At 49.7% G+C, this 18,191-nt stretch carries 15 protein-coding genes; 9 read left to right on the top strand and 6 right to left on the bottom strand.

Going from position 1 to position 18,191, the window contains the following annotated elements; all coding sequences use genetic code 11:
- The first annotated feature begins 71 nt into the window (after positions 1–71).
- Genes MHB78_RS17750 through MHB78_RS17775 form a run of 6 tightly spaced genes read left to right on the top strand, consistent with a single transcriptional unit; the run spans position 72 to position 1,984 of the window.
- Positions 72–293: a spore germination protein gene (locus tag MHB78_RS17750; RefSeq protein ID WP_046131283.1), complete on the top strand. Its 222-nt coding sequence runs from the start codon at positions 72–74 to the stop codon at positions 291–293.
- Positions 294–304: 11 nt separating this feature from the next.
- Positions 305–544: a spore germination protein GerPB gene (locus MHB78_RS17755; RefSeq protein ID WP_046131284.1), complete on the top strand. Its 240-nt coding sequence runs from the start codon at positions 305–307 to the stop codon at positions 542–544.
- On the top strand, positions 541–1,155 hold the full coding sequence (gene gerPC, locus MHB78_RS17760; RefSeq protein ID WP_046131285.1) for a spore germination protein GerPC: 615 nt from the start codon (positions 541–543) through the stop codon (positions 1,153–1,155). The genes MHB78_RS17755 and gerPC overlap by 4 nt, the downstream gene beginning before the upstream one ends.
- Entirely contained in the window at positions 1,152–1,328 is a 177-nt protein-coding gene (locus MHB78_RS17765; protein ID WP_046131286.1) for a spore gernimation protein GerPD, read from the top strand. The genes gerPC and MHB78_RS17765 overlap by 4 nt, the downstream gene beginning before the upstream one ends.
- A complete protein-coding gene (locus tag MHB78_RS17770) occupies positions 1,328–1,711 on the top strand; it encodes a spore germination protein GerPE (protein WP_046131287.1) in 384 nt (127 codons plus the stop codon). Before MHB78_RS17765 ends, MHB78_RS17770 begins: the two co-directional genes overlap by 1 nt.
- 54 nt (positions 1,712–1,765) lie before the next feature.
- Positions 1,766–1,984, top strand: coding sequence for a spore germination protein (locus MHB78_RS17775; RefSeq protein ID WP_046131288.1), 219 nt, complete (start codon positions 1,766–1,768; stop codon positions 1,982–1,984).
- A gap of 58 nt (positions 1,985–2,042) precedes the next feature.
- Here MHB78_RS17775 and sbcC read toward each other — a convergent pair whose 3' ends face one another.
- The 6 genes from sbcC to modA form a co-directional block, all read right to left on the bottom strand.
- Positions 2,043–5,435 (bottom strand): exonuclease subunit SbcC, encoded by a 3,393-nt coding sequence (sbcC, locus tag MHB78_RS17780; RefSeq protein ID WP_046131289.1) that lies wholly within the window; start codon positions 5,433–5,435, stop codon positions 2,043–2,045.
- Positions 5,432–6,616, bottom strand: coding sequence for an exonuclease subunit SbcD (gene sbcD, locus MHB78_RS17785; RefSeq protein WP_046131290.1), 1,185 nt, complete (start codon positions 6,614–6,616; stop codon positions 5,432–5,434). The genes sbcC and sbcD overlap by 4 nt, the downstream gene beginning before the upstream one ends.
- Positions 6,617–6,683: 67 nt before the next feature.
- Positions 6,684–10,376 (bottom strand): helicase-exonuclease AddAB subunit AddA, encoded by a 3,693-nt coding sequence (addA, locus tag MHB78_RS17790; RefSeq protein WP_046131291.1) that lies wholly within the window; start codon positions 10,374–10,376, stop codon positions 6,684–6,686.
- The gene (gene addB / locus MHB78_RS17795) at positions 10,363–13,863 is read right to left on the bottom strand and encodes a helicase-exonuclease AddAB subunit AddB (protein WP_046131292.1); all 3,501 of its coding nucleotides are present in this window, start codon (positions 13,861–13,863) and stop codon (positions 10,363–10,365) included. The genes addA and addB overlap by 14 nt, the downstream gene beginning before the upstream one ends.
- A 108-nt stretch (positions 13,864–13,971) precedes the next feature.
- Positions 13,972–14,628, bottom strand: coding sequence for a molybdate ABC transporter permease subunit (modB, locus tag MHB78_RS17800; RefSeq protein ID WP_046131293.1), 657 nt, complete (start codon positions 14,626–14,628; stop codon positions 13,972–13,974).
- Between the two features lie 8 nt (positions 14,629–14,636).
- Positions 14,637–15,428 (bottom strand): molybdate ABC transporter substrate-binding protein, encoded by a 792-nt coding sequence (gene modA / locus MHB78_RS17805; protein ID WP_046131294.1) that lies wholly within the window; start codon positions 15,426–15,428, stop codon positions 14,637–14,639.
- A 182-nt stretch (positions 15,429–15,610) separates the two neighbouring features.
- Between modA and MHB78_RS17810 the strand changes: the two genes are divergently transcribed.
- The 3 genes from MHB78_RS17810 to MHB78_RS17820 all read left to right on the top strand — a co-directional run bounded on the left by MHB78_RS17810 (position 15,611) and on the right by MHB78_RS17820 (position 18,191).
- Complete coding sequence (locus MHB78_RS17810) at positions 15,611–16,063, top strand: ferritin-like domain-containing protein (protein ID WP_046131323.1); 453 nt, start codon at positions 15,611–15,613, stop codon at positions 16,061–16,063.
- A gap of 84 nt (positions 16,064–16,147) precedes the next feature.
- The gene (locus tag MHB78_RS17815; protein WP_082094113.1) at positions 16,148–16,840 is read left to right on the top strand and encodes a response regulator transcription factor; all 693 of its coding nucleotides are present in this window, start codon (positions 16,148–16,150) and stop codon (positions 16,838–16,840) included.
- A complete protein-coding gene (locus tag MHB78_RS17820; protein WP_046131295.1) occupies positions 16,821–18,191 on the top strand; it encodes a HAMP domain-containing sensor histidine kinase in 1,371 nt (456 codons plus the stop codon). The genes MHB78_RS17815 and MHB78_RS17820 overlap by 20 nt, the downstream gene beginning before the upstream one ends.

Consider the following 18,191-nt stretch of genomic DNA (forward strand, 5'->3'; position numbering starts at 1 on the left):
TCACAAAAGAGCCCAATGAACATAAGATATGGTGTATAGCCCATAAGAATGTTTGTAAAGGGTGTGCTTTCATGCCAGCGATTGTCGGAGCTTTTAAAGTAAATGCCGTAGGTTCAAGCGGGATTGTTCATATCGGGGACTGCATTACGATCTCTCCTTATTCCGAACTTAAAACGTTTGCCGGCGCCGGGAGTTTTGTAACCGGAGACGGAACCGTCATATACAACCAAAACAGCATTACCCGCACAAACGATACCGATCTGATCGATCAGCCGGTCGCAGGAAACCTGTAAGGAGTGAGATCATGAACTTCTATATTAATCAAACGATACAAATCAATTACCTGCGAATAGAAGGGATCAGCAACTCTTCCGTCTTGCAGATCGGGAGCGCCGGTTCTGTTAAAACGCTTTCCAATTTGTACAATACCGGCAGCTATACTGAGGCTGCTCCGCCTGTAACCGGAGAGGTTCCTCAGCCAATCCTTACCCCTCTTGTGGCTCCTACAGGCGCAGGGGTAGTACGCGGAGGTGCAGACTCATGAATCAAATGAATCCTTCTTATTCGCAAAACGCGTATGGAGTTCTGCAGCAGCAGGCCGCACAAATTCAGCAGCTTGAAAGGCAAATGATTGCCATTCAGACAGAGCTCAACAGAATGAAGGAAAATCCGGGAACAAGGATCGACCGGGTTGAATACAAATTTGATCAATTAAAAATCGAACGGTTGGAAGGAACGCTCAACATCGGGCTCAATCCGGCAGAACAGGAGCAGGTGGAGAACTTTCAAATCGGTCAGCAGCCGCCGGAAATCGGGATGCTCCAGCAGGAAATGGACGGCCAGCTCTTGCAGCACGCAAGACTCCTCGTTGATGCTTACTTAAATGAAGAAATTCCGCATCACCTTGAACAGCTGGAGAGCCGTTATGACAGCAAATTGGATGAAACAAACCGGCATCATATCATCGAAGACATCCGAAAACAGATCGACAGCCGTCTCCGCTATTATGCCAAACATTTAAAACCCGGAGAGTTCGGTAATCCGAGAGAGCATGCAGAAAAGCTGGCCGAACACGTAAAACGGGATATCATCCGGGCGATTGAACACTTTCTACAAGCGATACCAGATGAAATGAAAGGAAATGAAAACGAATGAATTTTACTGTTGTAAACCGTTGTTTGGACGTAGGCAACATTAAAATTACCGGGGTTTCAAGTTCATCTGTTTTTTTAATCGGGGATACCGAGTCCATATCATTGTCATCGATTTTTGACACGCCGCCGGAATCTCTCATCGTCGGGCCGATTACGCCTCTGCAGCCGGAATAATGCTGAACAGAACGTCAAAAGTCAAGTTTTTAAAAGTGCAATTTATTGGAACCGGCAGCACGCTTCAAATCGGTGATACACAGGAGTTCTTTGCCAGGGAAAAGGTACTCGCCGTTCAGCGGTATCTTCCCAACTATTTCGGCAATGAAGGCTCATTTAAGCAGGAAGATTTTCAACTTTTCCGGGAACCGGTTCCCCGGCTTCTGCCGGAAACCGGGGTATACTCCGCATTTTATCATGAAAACCCGGTCATCCGTGTCAGGGCGATTAAAGTGCAAAGTATATCTTCTTCTGCAATTGCCCATATCGGCTCGACCGGCCGCATCGACACCGAAACGAGAATCAAGCACATTCGAAACCTGCCTCCGGTCAATTCACAATAGGTAAACGTCCGGCATATACTGTTTCGAGACTTCTATAAAGGGTGTCGATCTATCATGCCAGCAATTGTCGGACCTATCAAGATCAACTCTATCTCAGGCGGAGTCGTAAACTTCGGTGATTCCTTTTACCTTTCTCCAAAAAGCTCTTCAAAATCCGCACTTGGTTCAGGTGCTGGTAATACAGGAGACTTCCTGCTTGTTAACAATGGTTTAAACGCTACGAATTATATAGACCCCGATGTCAGCGACCAGGATGTTGTCGGAAATGCATAAAGAGCCCCATTCGTACAGAAGGAGGCTGCTTTTGGTTTGTGTTTTATAACCGGGCGCGTCAGATCATTTCGAGTGATACGGCGGTTCCCCTGCCGCTCGGCTCTGCCGGGCGGACGATCAGCTTTTTCGGAAGCCTTGCCCTTAGCTCCTGAACATGGCTGATGACACCGACCGACAAATTGTCGGATTGGAGTTTTTCCAATGCCGTAATCACCGTATCCAGCAAATCCTGATCAAGCGTTCCAAAGCCCTCGTCCAAGAAAAAGAATTGGAGCGGGTACTTTCCGCGAAGCTGGATTTGCGCGGATAAAGCAAGTGCCAGCGCAAGCGATGTCAAAAACGTCTCACCGCCGGACAGGCTTGTGACGGGACGCCTGACTCCGCCGTTGGCATCATCCCTCATAACAAAACCGCCCTCTGAATCGACCTCAATCGCATATCTTTGCCTTGTCAGTCCGCCAAGCCTTGCCGATGCGTCCCTTGTGACGCTTTCCAGCTGTTCTTCCGCCAAATATTCAACAAAGCTGTTTCCTTTAAATACAGCCTGAAGTTTATCAAGGCGATCGATATAGGTCTGCCATTCTTTCAAGGAGGCTTCAAGCTCCTTGAATCTGTTATGGTTCTCGCGCATGACATGGAGCGCTTTTACCGCTGCCCCTCTTTCCTCCAGCGCTCTGCCGAATGCTTCTTCGGCCTCAACTTTTCTCTTTTCCGCCTTTTCCCATTCCTCCGCGGTAAGCGACCTGCCTCCGAGCTTTTCCTCAATCCGTTTCATATTTGATTTGAATTGCTTTGTATGATCCCAATACGATTGGATGTCTTTTTTCAAACGTTCAAGCTCTTCCTGCCCGATGAGGTGCTTCTTCACATCTGCGGCATCTTCAAACATTGTGCCTTCCGCTTTCTCCGTCCAGATGCCAGATGCTTTTGCGAGCCTTGCCGCCGCTTCGCGGACTGCGAGCTCACACGCGTTTGTCCGGGCTCGCCATCTGTTGACGCGCGAATCCGTTTCCTTCAGATGCTCATAAAGAACCTGTTCCCGCTCATTCAGCTCTTTCAATTGCGTCTTCACGTCCTCAAGATGTTCATCGATGGCAGCTGCGTGAGGGTAATCTTTGAGCTCTTTTTCGTATTCGCCGATTTCCTTTTTCAGCCCTTCGATCACATAATGGAGGTCGAGCTGCTCTTTATCGAGGGTAAACAAGCGCTCTGTCAGTTCCCCTTTTTGCTGTTCCTGCTCTTTGAGAAAACCGACGCTCTTTTCGATCCTTTTTTCGTAATCTTCGGCCGCAAGATCTTTTTCTTCGATCGATTTTTGCCATGTTTCGGCCTGCTCATACGAGAGGCCGTCAAATTGTTCGCCGAAACTTGTTTCCATTTCGCTCAATGAAGCGCTGAGCTCCTTGACGCCCGTTTCCAGGCGTTCCTTCTCTTTTTCTTCGTAGCCGATCCGCTCGCGAATTTGTTCGCGTTTTTTGGCGGTTTCCTTGTATGCGCTAAGAAGCTTTGGCATGCGGCTTTTAATGTCTGTCAGATCCTGCCTGATCCCCCTCCACTCAAAACCGATTCGGCGGAAGCGCTCAGGTGTAGACGATTCTTCTAATGAAGCGGCAGTTTCCGGCAATTGAGGTTCGTTTTTCGTTAAAAACGGGCATTCATTGATAAGATGGTCTGACTGCTGTTCAAGCGCCACTTTAGCAGAAAGAAACTCCTGAGCCAGTTCGGCAGCTTCTTGGATGATGTTTTCAGCTTCCCGCAACGCTTCTTCCGTTTCTTTGAAAGACACGCTCTCTCCATTGAAATGGGCGGGTTTTTCATGCAGGATGGACCCGCAGACCGGGCAGGGCTCTCCTTTTTTGAGCTGCTTTGCCAATTCCTTTGTCAGCTCTTCCGTTTTTGCAGCCTCCCGTTTCGCCGATAGTTCATCCCTCTTTTTGGCGGCGAGATTGACGGTTTCAGAGAGGGCGCGTTCGGCATCGCAGACCATTGCATAAGCCCGTTCGACCGCGGAAAAGCCAGCCTGAATATGCTCTTCTTCGGCCTTGATGCTGCGCTTGATTTGCTCCTCTTCTTTATGAAGCCGGCTGAGCACGTCCTTCTGCTTGTACAGACGCTCCTGTTCTCTTTCGGTTTCCTGTTTCCGCTGTTTAATTTGAAATGCAAGCTGATTGGCGGTTTGACAGTTTTTTCGTTCAACGCTTGACACCTGAACGGCTTTCAGTTCCGCTTTTAGCTGATTTTGCCTCGTCATCCCCCGCTCCAGCAGGCTTTTTACCTTTTGAAGCTCATCTGTCGCACGCTTGATTTCGTCTTCCTTTAAGGCCTTCTCGCTCAGTTTCCGATCGGCCTCCCGTTGGACGGCAAGCCGTTTTTTTTCGATTTCCTTCAGGGCTGTGAGCTGCTCTTCCTGCTTCAACAGCTCCGGCTCTTTTTCTTTTTTGCCGTTTCTGAAGTTTTCGTATTCGTGCTGCGCTTTCTCATAGAGGGCTTCATACGTTTGCAGCTCTTTGCGCGCCTGTTTTTCCTCCTCTTCGGCGCGCGCTGCGTCTTCTTTGGCATCAAGATACGCATCCGCGTACGGTTTTAGCGTGTTTGCCGTTTCGGCGAGCGTGAGGCGTCTTTCCTTTTCGGCAATCGCGTCCTTGTGTGCAAGGAGCTCTTCTTCTTCTCTGAGATAGCCTTCTTTTTCCTTTTGCAGATTCCAAATCTCCTGGCATTCGGTAAAATGCCGGGCGCTGCTGTCCCGTTCGATGCGTTTTTTCTCTAACGTTTGCTCGGCTTCCCCGAGATGCTTTTCCGCGCGTTTTAACGCCTCTTTATCGGCATCTCCGAGTCCGGCTTGCTCGGCGAGCATTTCATTCTTTTTCGCATACGCCGCCTGCGCCTGTTTTTTGAGCTTTTTCACGAGCCGGTCGCCGTACTGCTCAAGATTGAAGAGGCGCTGAAGCATTTGCCTCCTGTCCGCTCCTTTTAAAGAAAGGAACTCGGCGAATTTCCCTTGCGGCAACACGACCGCCCTCGTAAAATCATCGATCGTTAAGCCGAGCAGCTCTTCGACTTTGCGGTTGACTTCACTTGCTTTATCAGCCAAAACGGTTTGTTCTTCTTTCATTTCGATAAAGCGGCATATGGACGTTTTCACTTTCACGTCATCCGTTCGTTTAAACACCCGCTCCACCTTATATGCCGTCTCATGGCCGGTTTGCAGCTTAAACGTGAAAGACACGGCAAGCTCATCCTCAGCATGGTTTAAAATGCCGTGTGTATTGTTCGAGGCCCGCTCCACTTTTCCGTAAAGCGCCAGCGTCATGGCGTCCAAAATCGACGATTTTCCGCTCCCGGTCGGCCCGAATATGCCGAATACGCCGGAATCGCACAGGCTTTCAAAATCAATGACCTGTTCTTCCCTGAAGCTGTGCAGCCCCTTGATGGACAGGGAAATCGGCTTCATGAGTCATCCCCCTCTTCCAGTTTCGCTGTTGATGCAAGCTCTAAAAACAATTTTACGGTTTCTTCATCCGGAACCGCTCCGCCGGTCTGCCTTTCGTAAAACGCGATAAACCTTTCTTCAATCGGGACCTGCCGCGACTGAACCGTTTGGTCGGCAGACGGCGGAATGTCTTGAAACACCGGCCGGATGTGGATGATTCCCTGATGCGCTTTTCTCAAACGGTGAATCTCTTCAATGGAGAGCTGGTCTGTCAAATGGATTTCGAGATCGATCCACGCGTTTTTGTCGCGCTCTTCTTCAAGCCAGCTGTACACCTGTGAGATGCCTTCCGTTGCCTTCCATTTCACAAGCGGCTTTCCGCTCGACAGGAAAATCTCATTGGCTGCCGCCGGCCCGCCAGGAGCAGCTTCCACAACCGTGACCGATTTGGCATAGCTTGCTTCTGAAAAGCTGTAGGCGAGCGGTGAACCGGAATATCTTGCAAGTGTGCGGGCACGTTTTATCGTTTGCGGACGGTGGAGATGGCCGAGTGCCACATATGCGGCGCCTTCAGGCAGGCTTTCCGCCGCCACCGTATACGCGCCGCCGACTTCGATCGGCCGCTCTGAATCAGTCTGGCTGCCGCCTGCCACATAAATGTGGCTCGCCGCGATCTGAACGGCGCCTTTTTTAAACTTTCGGCTCATATGCTGAAAGGTCTGTTTAATTTTTTCGTCATACCGATCGCGGAGCAGCTTTTCATCAAACGTATCAGACAGCACTTCATTCAGCCTTGATTCTGATGGATAGGCAAGCGCCGCAATGGAAAGGATTTCTCCTGAAGAAGGGACTTCTATGTCAATGGGCTCGGCTTTTGGATATCCGATCAGATAGATGCCGTGGTCAGTCGTTAACGGTGACGCGGCCGAAAGGCGGTCGGGATTGTCATGGTTTCCTGCGATCACGACCACCGGGCGCGTTCCTTTATCAGACAAGGCGGAGAGGCTTTCATAAAAAAGCTGTTCGGCAAGAGCCGGCGGGTTTACAGTGTCAAAAGCGTCTCCCGCCATGACAACGGCATCGATATTCTCGTCTTTTACGATCCGGGCGAGCTCATCTAGAAAATCCTCCTGCTCCTTCAATCGGCTTCTTCCTTCAAGCGTTTTTCCCAAATGCCAGTCAGCCGTATGTAAAATTCTCAAATCTCTGTCACCTCTCTTTTTATCAAAACTTCCCCCGCTCGGAAAGCTGGGGGAAGGTAACCATTCATCAAAACAGGATCACGTGCCCGCCGTCGAAAAAGTAAAGAGCCTTTCCTCTCAGAGGCGTCTTAAGCATCGTTTCGACAGCCCGGGCGTAAAGGTTGATCTGCGTCTCGTAGCGTTTTCGTAAAATCGGCTCCGCTCCTTCAAAGCCGTTTTGAAATTTGCCGTGTATCCGGTCGGTTTTGTAGTCAAGCAAATAAAAGCCGTCATCGGTTTCGAACAAGCAGTCGATAATCCCTTGAATTAAGACGGGGTCATCGGCAGTCTTGAAGCCTGGATAAACCTCTCGTGCAGGCAGCGTCATGTTGAAGGGCACTTCCCGCTCAACCCGGCGGGCGCCAAGCAGTTTTCCGCCTATATCCGTATCAAAAAACGCGAGAATGTCATCTTCTTCGATAGCTGCGCGTTGCTCTTCCGTTAGAAGCTCTTTTTCGATAAGCATGTCCAGCAGACGGCCGAGCTCATCCTTTTCGGGGACGCGAGTGAGCGGAAGATGCTGCATGACTGTATGCATTGCCGTTCCCCGCTCAGCGGCGGTCAGCCCTTTTGCCATCATGAAAGAGGGTCTTCTGAACAGCAAAGTTTCATTTGCCGGACGAATCAATGAACGGTCGCCGTACTCATCCTCGTACTCCTTCTGTCTCTTGATTTCGGAGACAGACTGTTTTGTGCGGACCTGTGACGCATCCCGGAAAGGATACGACCATGTCAGCCGTTCGCGGACTTCTTTTTCATAATCGAAAGCCCCATCGATCGGCAGCCCTTTTTTTACCAGTGACAGCCGTTCGTGTTTTTCTTCTTCAGTCTGCGCTCTATCTTCGGCCTGCAGCTCTCCTGCTGATATCCAGCTGATCGTAAAACGGGACGGATGCTGACGGATGTCATCATTCGGCAAATTCAGATCACCGTCTGCCATATCCCTGTGCCGCATTAAAGCTGGGCCGATAAAATCGAGATACGATTTCGCCTGAAAGCGTTCGAAATCAGGAAGCAGCCATTCGGCATGGGAGGCGGAGGTCCGCCATTTTGCCAAAAGCTTGTCCTTGTCTTTCGCCGTTCCGACCAAAAAGAGTTTTTCCTTTGCACGGGTGAGAGCGACATACAAGACGCGGAGCTCTTCTGATAAAAGCTCGCGCCGCATTTTTTTCTTCATCGCCACAAGCGGCAGCGTCGGATAGCTGATGCGCCATTTCGGATGGATAAATTTCGTCCCGAACCCGAGCTCTTTATCAAGCAGATACGATTTGTTGAGATCCATCATATTGAAATTCCGGCCGAGGCCCGCCGTGAATACGACGGGAAATTCAAGGCCTTTGCTCGAATGGATCGTCATCAGGCGGACGACGTCTTCCTGTTCGCTCAAAGCCCGCGCCGTTCCGAGGTCATCGCCCCGCTCCTGCATCCGTTCAATAAATCGCAAAAAGCGGAACAATCCGCGGAAGGAGGTCGATTCGTACGATCTCGCCCTGTCATAGAGCGCGCGCAAATTGGCTTGCCGCTGCTTTCCGCCCGGCATTCCGCCGACATAATCGATATATTTCGTATCGCGGTAAACTTCCCATATCAGCTCTGCCACGGAATGGTTTTTTGCGTATGCCCTCCACTTCTTCAGGAACCCGTCAAAGCGGGCAAGCTTTTCATAAAGCGGATCATCCCTGTCCGCTGACGCCATATACGCCTTCAGCGCTTCATAGAACGGCGCTTTTTTATCCCGGATTCTGATCAGGGACAGTTCGTTTTCATCAAGGCCGACAATCGGTGACCTGAGGACGGATGCAAGCGGAATATCCTGGTAGGCATTGTCGATGACTTTAAGCAGTGAAAGCGTAACGGCTACTTCTGTCGCTTCGAAATATCCGGTTGACAGATTCGCGTATACCGGAATCCCCTGCTGCTTGAACTCGTCCATGAATTGCGGCGCCCACGGCATGGAGCGCAGCAAAATCACGATGTCGCGGTACTGGATGTTTCTTGTCGTTTTCGTTTTGCCGTCATACACTTGAAATTTGCCGGAAATCAGCTCTCTGACCCGTCCGGCGACAGCCCTTGCCTCAAGCTGAACCGTTTCAAGCTCTTCTGCCTCTTCATCAGCCGCATCTTCCCCATTTTCAATGATCAGCACCTCTGTTTTTGTGCTCTCATTGGGAGGATACGATGCGCCGAGCTTTAATTCGGCTTGTTCGTCATAGACAACCTCGCCGACCTTCTCCCCCATCAGCTGTTTAAACAAAAAATTGGTGCTATCCAAAATGTCGGACCGGCTTCTGAAGTTTTTGTTCAAATCGATTTTCTGTCCGGCGCCTGAACCGTCATCTGTGAACCGCTTGTATTTCGAAAGAAACAAAAGCGGCTCAGCCAGCCGGAAACGGTAGATCGACTGCTTGACATCGCCCACCATAAAAAGGTTTCCTTCGTGCTCCTCCTTGGCGACAAGCTTTAAAATCGCCTCCTGTACAAGGTTTGTATCCTGATACTCATCGACGAGCACTTCGTGGAACAAGTGCCGGTAATAGGCCGCAGCTTCGCTCGGCTCCGTTGTCCCGCCTTCGTTTTTCTTTGTCAAAATCGCCAGGCAGTCGTGCTCAAGATCGGAGAAGTCGACGATGGCTTTTTCTTTCTTCGCCGCTCTATAGCGTCTGCCGAACTCTGCGACGAGCTGGACAAGCGTCCTGATGACGGGCTTCATCTCCTTCAAACTCTCCAAATGCTGCTCCGGCGTTCGGGTGAAATAGTCGCCTTTCAGCTTTTCAAGCATTTTTTTTGCACTGTTCCGAAGGTCTGTCGCTTCGTCGATTAAAGACGGATCGAAATCATCCCCTTTGCACGGTTTGGCCCGCTGAAACGAAACAGCCGGCACAAGCTCATAAAGGGCCTCAAAATCATCCTGATGCTCAAGCAGCTTGTCGATCTGCGCCAAATCGTCGAGAAAGTTTTCAGCGCGCGGAGCCGGCCCCCCCGGCCGTTTTGTCAGCTCAAGCGCGCGGGTCAGCTTTTCCCGCACACTGTTCAACACAAGCGCGATATCTTCCCTGATGTAGGAATAAAACGGCAGCGACTCGATCTTCGCGCCGGGATCTGCGTCGTACAGGTTCATAAATTTTTCAAGCCACGCTTCCGGGTCGGGATGTGAGCGGGAAAACTCGTAAACCCGTTTGATAAGGTACTGCAAATCGAGATCGTGGCGGTCTGTCGTATATCTGTCCACCAGCTCAAAAAAAGCCGGGTCGCCTTTTTGATATTCTTCTTCAAACAGCTCGTCAAGGACCTCATCGCCGAGCAGCTCGCCTTCTGTCTGATCGGCGATCCGAAAAGCCGGATCAACGTCGATCATATAATAATACTTGCGGACGACCTGAAGACAAAAAGAATGCAATGTCGAAATGCTCGCCCTGTTCAGCAAGGAAAGCTGCCTGCGCAAATGAAGGGAGCCGGGGTTTTCGGCGAGCTTTTTCTCAAGCGCTTCACCGATCCGGTGTTTCATCTCCGCCGCCGATGCATTCGTAAAGGTGACGACGAGCAGCCGGTCGACATCGATCGGATTTTCCTCTGCCGTAATCTTTCGGATGATCCGCTCGACAAGGACGGCCGTTTTTCCGGAGCCCGCCGCAGCGGCGACCAAAATATCCCGGCCGGATGAGACGATCGCTTTCCATTGGTCGTCCGTCCATGTGCTGTTTTTCGGCTTAGCCGTTTCCATCTGCCTCATCCTCCTTTTTCAGCCATTCCAATATGACATTGTCTTTTTCCGGCTTCAATACGCGATATTCATTCTCTTCAAGCGATTCGTCAAACTGGCAGAAAGATTTGAAAGCGCAGTATGTGCAAGGGGTTCTGTCCTTTAATTTATAAGGCTCGATCGACACATTGCCGTCTGTAATCTCCTCGCCTGCTTTTTGAAACGTCCGGCGGACGTGGCGCCTTAACAAATGAAAGTCATCTTCCGTGACAACATCCGAATCCGAACGCAGAGAACCGTCCTTCTTCAAGCCGGCGCTGATGATGTCGGACCTGCCCTGTTCAAGGGCGGTGTCCATCAGCTTGATCGCTTCCCGGTCCCCTAACAGGAGCCCTTTCATCTTAAACTTCTTGAATATTTCCTTTTCGATCTCATCAAGGCTGAGCGGCACGGAGGCCTGAATCATCGGGTCGTGCACGTGAAAATAAAGAACCCCGGCCGGCGATGCCTTCATCCCGAGCCATTCGGCCGAATACGTGATCGACAAATCGAGGTATGTCAGCATCTGCAGGGCTAGGCCGTAGTACACTTCGGCTAAGTCGAGGCCTTTATCGCTCGATTTGTAATCGACGATTCGAAGCAGCAGACCTTTTGAGCTTTCGGCTTTATCGACCCTGTCAATCCGGCCGACAAGCTCCATTGTGCACCCGTTCTTAAGGGTGAACCGCATCGGAGGAAGCGGTCCGTTGCCGCCGAATCCCAGCTCCAGCCCGACGGGAGCAAATCCGCTCGCTTTTGCATGCTCGCTTAAAATGCCGGACACCCTTGCAATGATTTTTTGCAGCTTTTGCTTGACATAGTGGTGGCGGTTCGAACTGAGCAATATCTCTTTTTGCAGCCTTGGCGCAAGCCGCTCCACGGCATCGCTCGACAATGTATCGCATTGCTCCTTCGTCAGATCCCGCCAATCAAGCTTCAGTTCATGAAGTCGGTCTGAAATCAGCTTCAGCGCGGAATGAAACAGCTGGCCGATATCAGGCGCTTCAAGCTTGAAAAATTGGCGTTCCTTCAGCTTTAAGCCGTGGGAAGCAAAATGGGAGAACGGACAGGCTTTATACGTCTCCATCCGCGACACGCTCCCCTGGATGTTCTCTCCGTACAAATCCCGGCTCACGCGCTCGGTGAGCCTGTGCACCTTGTTCCGGAAAAACAAGCTGGACAGAATATTTTTCGAAAAGCCGCGGTCCGGCTCATCCATCAAAAAGTTGTATGTGCTCCACCAGACATCACTGATTGCATACTGCCTCGCCCATATACCAAGCTGTCCTGTCAAATAGCTTAACGCCGTGCTTTTATTGACGAGAAATTCGAGCTGTTCTTCATCGTCAAGCTGTTCCGGTTCATTGACAAGCACCTTTTCTCCGCTACTTGGAAACAGCTCGTCCAATCGTTTCACAACAGTTGAAGGAAGCAGCGTCTTTCCTTCGGCATCCGCGATCGGATATGAAACATAAAGCTTGTCTGACGGGCTTGAGAGCGCCATATAGATCAGAAAATGCTCGTCAAGCAGCTGCTCTCTGCCCGTTGCTGCAAGCTGGACACCGTTTCGTCTCAGCCACTCTCTGTCGTCATCTGTCAAAACCCCGTCATCTGCCGGCCTTGCGGGAAGAATGCCGTCGTTCACCCCGATGAGGAACGTGCATTTCGTCCCGTACATTCTAGATAAATCCATATTCCCGATAAATACTTGATCAAGAGCGGGCGGAATCAGCGAGAATGTTAAAGACTCCAAACCGGTTTCGACCATTTGCTGAAACAAGGAAAACGATATGCGCTCGTCTCCCATCATTTCCACAAACTCGTCCAGCAATTGAATAACTGCGTCCCATACTTGATCATGCTGTCTTGATTCCGCGATCCGGCCGCTTTCTTCGGCAAGCTGCCGTTCCTGTTCCAGCTTCATCGGAACGTCCGCTTCTTCCAGATAAAGATAAACGGCTTCAGCCATTTCCCTGACTGATCCCGCTTTTTTCAAGCGTTTTTGCAGCCGGTGGACTGGCGGTACGATCCAGCTCCTTAAGTCATTGAGCATATTTTCTGTCTCAATCTCCCGGTCGGTCTTGGCAAAGTCGTCATCCAATGAGGCGTATCTGCGGTATGTAAACGGGTCTTTGCTCGTCCATCTCTCGCCTTTAATCCCATAGGCAATGCAATAGTTTTCGAGCTGGTCGATCTGATCCCGCACCCGCTCCCTCGGCTCATCCATCGGGAATAAAAGCTCTGTTTTGATGCAGCGGAACACCGCTTCATATCGCCAGTTGCTTTTGATGATATCAAGGGTTGAACGGATCAGTTCGATCAGCGGATGATTCTGCATGGACTCTTTTCCGTCTATGAAAAAAGAAAGTTCGTAATCCGTAAACACTTCTTTTATCGTATCTTTATAATCTTCGAGATTGCGGGCGATGACCGCGATATCTTTCAGCCTGAATCTGCCGCTATGCACCAGGGAATGAATTTCCCTCGCGATCCCTTCGATTTCGGTTCTCCGGTTTGCCGCCTGCATGAGGCAAAAAGACTCCGATGTTCCCGTATACGGTTTTGCCGGCCGTTCATCAAACTGCCGTTCCAAGTGTTCAAGTTCAGGGGCATGGCTGTGCCGTTTCGCCCCTTCCATCCGGACCTCTGACAAGTCGAGGCCGAGCTCCCGCGCCTTTTGGCAAAGATCGAAATACGCCTTTCCCGTCATCCGGAACAGATGCAGATCATGCGGTGCATGGTGGGCGAAAGGCTCGTCCACAGTCAAAGAAAACGTAATCTCCCGGGCATGCGCCATCAGCTGTTCAAGAACGCGCATCTCCTGCGGGGTGAATTGATGAAAACCGTCCACATAAATCGAAGCGTCCCTGATCTCTGCGGCGTGCGGAATCTGCTCCGCCAAAAGCGTCAAATAATCTTCTGACTGAACGTATTGATGCTCGAGAGCTTCTTCCATCCTGCTGTATAAAATGTAGAGGTCATGGAGCTTGTCGGAAAGAATCCGTTCCTCCTCATATTCCGATGCCCCGCTTCCCTGCATGATCTCGCGAATGCCCTCAGGCGGCAGGCAGTGCCGTTTAAACTCGGTCAGCATCCGTTCGACCTGCTCCGTAAATCCGCTTTTATCGCTTGCATTCTGGTAAACTTTAAACTCGCTCTTATGCTCTTCGATCAATTTGCGAAGAAGCATTTGAATGCCCGTCCCCGTCAGAAACGGACGATTCATCCCTCCCGTATGCTGGAGGATTCGCCAGGCAAGCCTTGAAAAACTGTAAACCTGGGCGCGGATCGTCCCGCCCAAATCGGGAGTTTTACTAAGCTCATATTCCATTAAAAACGTCATCTGATCCGGGACTAGAAAAATGATCGGTTTCCCGAGCGGGTCATGGCGAAGCTTTTCTCTGATGTCATCCAAGATGAAGGTCGTTTTCCCACTCCCGGACCTGCCTGATAAAAAGACTGCTCCCATTACGTCCGTCTCCTTTCTTTGTTCATTTCCTTTCTATTCTATCGAATCATCGCCAAAATAACCATTCTGCAAAACTGGAAAAAACCGTATGAGAACTGTCCCATACGGCTATTTTTGCTTAAACTGCACAAAAAACAGCATGAAGAACGAGATAACCGCAATCGAGGCGACCCACAGCCACGCCAGCGTCATATTCCCCGAATCAATCGACAAATAGATCGCCGTTGGAACCGTCTCCGTCACACCCGGAATAATCCCGGCAAACATCAGCGTCGCGCCAAATTCGCCGAGCGCCCTGGCAAAGCTGAGAACGCTCCCTGTCATCACTGCATTTGACGCCATTGGAAGGGTGACGAATAAAAACACCTGCCATTCTTTTGCACCGTCAACTCTTGCGGCATCTTCGATCTCCCGGTCAACACCCAAAAAGCCCGCCTTCGCCGACTGGTACATTAGCGGAAAAGCAACGACAGCCGCCGCGATCACCGCCGCCCACCAGGTAAATATAACAGGCGCATGGAACACGTGTTCAATCAGGCGGCCGATCACGCTCTGTCTTCCGAATATGACGATTAAAAAGAATCCGACGACAGTCGGCGGAAGGACAAGCGGCAGCATCAAGACCGTCTCGACGACGGATTTGCCTTTAAATCGCTTACGCGCCATTAATCTTGCCGCAGCAGTGCCAAACAGGACGGCGATGATCCCAGCCGCAATCGTCACTTGGACAGAAATCTTGATCGGGGAAAGAAATTCCTCAAGCATCCCGGCGATCAGCCTTTCTTAAACCCGTACTTTTCCATTTTTTTAACGGACTCGTCGCTTTGCAAAAATTTGTAGAACTGCTCAGCCTGCTCTCTATGCTTCGTATTTTTTACGATTCCGAGCGGATAAACGATCGGAGTGTGAAGATCAGAAGCGGCGGTTTCTACTGCCTTCACCTGATCGGAGGTAAGAGCATCCGTCCGGTAGACGGCGCCTGCATCCGCATTGCCAGTTTCAACATAGGAAAGCACTTGTCTGACATCTTTTCCGTAAACGATTTTAGATTGAACCTTAGACCACAAATGAAGGCTTGTCAGCGTCTCCTTTGCATATTTTCCGGCGGGAACGGATTCAGGCTTCCCGACCGCAAGCTTATCGACGCCGCTTTTCGTCAGGTCTTCAAAGCTTTTGACCTGCTTGGCTTTCTCTTTCGGAACGATCAGCACCAGCGAATTTTCAAGCAAGTTGACTGAATCGCTTTTTGAAATCAATCCTTGTTCAACCAATCTATCAAATTTGTCTTGTGCAGCCGAAAAAAACAAGTCGGCCGGAGCTCCCTGTTCGATCTGTTGCTGAAGGGCCCCTGATGAACCGAAGTTAAACTTGACGGTGACATTCGGATGATCCTTCTTATATTCAGACGAAAGCTCCGTCAATACGTCTTTCAGGCTCGCAGCCGCGGAAACGGTCAGCTGAACGTCTTCAGACTGATCTTTCCCTGAAGCATCCTTTCCGGCCTGACAGCCGAAAAGCGCAAATGCCAAAAGCATCGTCATTACCAGTAAAAGCGTCTTTTTCATCAATTTCACTCCAATTTGAGGTATGTACTTTGGCGCTAACAACCATTTTACGTCAAACTCCATGTTTTTAAAATAGATTCGGGAGATGTGACATAATTGACACTTTTTTCGGCAAACACGTGCAGCGGTTTCCGCTCATATACTGGCAAGGCAAGACGCTAAAAAAAAGCGAGGTGAGCATGATGTGGCACGTTCAGACGTTTTATCCCGTCAGACAGCACGACAGGCTGATCAAGGATATCGAAAAGGCGGTAAACGGAGAGCACAGCGCAGTTATTTGTTATCAAAAACTCGCGCAAATGGCGGCAACTCCCGATATAAAAAAGCAGATATTGGAGATCAGGCAGGACGAAATCCGCCATTTCAATACATTTATCAATCTTTTCATGTCCATAGCCGGCAGAAAACCGGATATCAAAATAACGGAGCCATGCCCTGATCAATACAAAACGGGCTTGGAATTCGCATTTAAAGACGAACAGGAAACGGTCGATTTCTATTTGAACATTGCCGACTATACCCGGGACAAAACGGTAAAACAGGCTTTCAAACGGGCAGCCGCCGATGAGCAAAACCATGCGGTCTGGTTTTTGTATTTTCTGACAAAACAGCCCGCCCGCGACCCTTTTCAATAACTTGATCAATATACCCTTATAGGGTATATTTTTAAAATGTAGCAGTCTTATTTTCACTAAAGCTAGCAAAGAGGTGCTAAAGCATTGAATGTCTTATTGATAGATGACGAAATCCGGATGCTTGATTTGCTTGAGCTGTATTTGGAAAACTACACATGTTCGAAAGCATCCTCCGGAAAAGAAGCGCTCGCTTTGATCGAACAGCGTGCATTTGACCTGGTCATCCTTGACGTGATGATGCCTGAAATGGACGGCTGGACAACCTGCGCGGCAATCAGAAAACTCACAAATGTACCGATTATCATGCTCACCGCAAAAAGCGGACAGGAAGACATCGTCAGGGGGTTGACCGGCGGCGCCGACGATTATTTAACAAAGCCGTTCAGCGAAAAAGTGCTGCTTGCCAGAATAGAAGCAGTCTTAAGGCGAACGAAGAGACAGACCGAAATTCGTTTTCTTAATTTAATTTGGAATAAAGAAAAGCATACGCTCCGCGTCAGTAACCGGGAAACAGAGATCACGCCGAGCGAATTCGAACTGCTCGGCGTCCTGCTGAACCATCAGGACCAGGTGCTCGCACGAGACCAATTGATCGAAAAAATCTGGGGGTTTAACGCCGATATTGATACACGGACAATCGATTCACATATGAAAAACTTGCGAAACCGTTTGAAAAAAGCCGGCTTCCCCGTGCACGATTACCTTCAGACCGTGTACGGTGTCGGCTATAAATGGACAAGCAAAGGAATCAGGCATGATGAAAAGCATTTCATTTAAACTCGCAGGGGCATTTTTCATATTCACCCTCATCATCGAATCCGTCCTGTTTGTCACGTTGTATTCATCGATTGTCGATACAAGAATCAACGAAGAAGTTCAGGCCCTTCAAAAAAGGGGAAACAGCCACAGGGACGTCTTGGAAAAGCACTTTGATCAAAGGACGATTGAACACGTCGCCCTTATGGAAACCGAAGCTGAGACGAACGTCATCATCACCGACAAAAACAGGCGCGTGCTCGCACAGTCCGTCCCCGGCGACATAAAAGAGCACCTTCATGTTGAACAAAAAAACATACCAAGAGCCGGCATCGCCCTGTCGAACCATTTAAATACATCGAAATATATCTGTACCATCAGCCCCATCATGAAAGGCGAAAAAACGTCCGGCTATGTGTTTATGTTTTTGGAGACTTCCTCCATCCAAGCTTTGGTACAGAGCATTACTGAGCGTTTTATCATCAGCTTTGGCTTAACCGGCATTTTTACGCTAATCGCGATTTTTTTATTCAGCCGTTTTTTGACAAAGCCGATCATCAAGCTGAAAAAAACGACCGAAAACATCATCAACGGCAGAAACGATATTTCACTCGATATGAAAAGGACTGATGAGCTTGGAGAACTCGCCGCATCGATCGAAAACCTCTCCTCCGGCCTGAACCGGCTGCAAAAGGAACGGAACGACTTTTTATCCGGCGTAGCCCACGAATTGAGGACACCGATCACATATATAAAAGGCTATGCTGATATTTCAATGAGGAATGGGCTTGACGAAAAATCCAGAAATAAATATTTGTCCATTATTAAAGAAGAGACGGATAATCTTGCCCGCCTTGTCGATGATGTCTTTTTGCTGACGAAGATGAAGCAGCCGAGCTTTACGATCAGAAAGGAGCCGGTTCACCTGCACACGTTTATAGCAAAGGAAGTACAGAAGTCGCAAATCGCCTATTCCGAAAAACGTATCAGCCTTTCCTTCTACGCCCCGAAGGATTTATATGCATCGCTTGACGAAAAGCGCTTCTCCCAAGTGATCACAAATCTGCTGAATAACGCCCGGCATTATGCCGAGCCTGATACGAAAGTCGCCGTTACAGCCTTAAAATCGAAAGGTAACATCATCATAACGGTGGCCGACGAGGGCTGTGGAATTCCCGAAGAAGAGCGCGGGCTTATTTTTGAACGGTTTTACCGCATCGATAAATCAAGATCTAGACAAACCGGCGGAACCGGAATGGGACTTGCCATCGTAAAGGAAATCGTCGAACATCATGGCGGCACAATAACGGTGAAAGGCAGATATCCGAAAGGAAGCGAATTTGTCATCACACTGCCCGCGAAGGACAAGTGA

The organism is Bacillus sp. FSL K6-0138 (genome assembly GCF_037982765.1).
Lineage (GTDB): Bacteria > Bacillota > Bacilli > Bacillales > Bacillaceae > Bacillus > Bacillus glycinifermentans.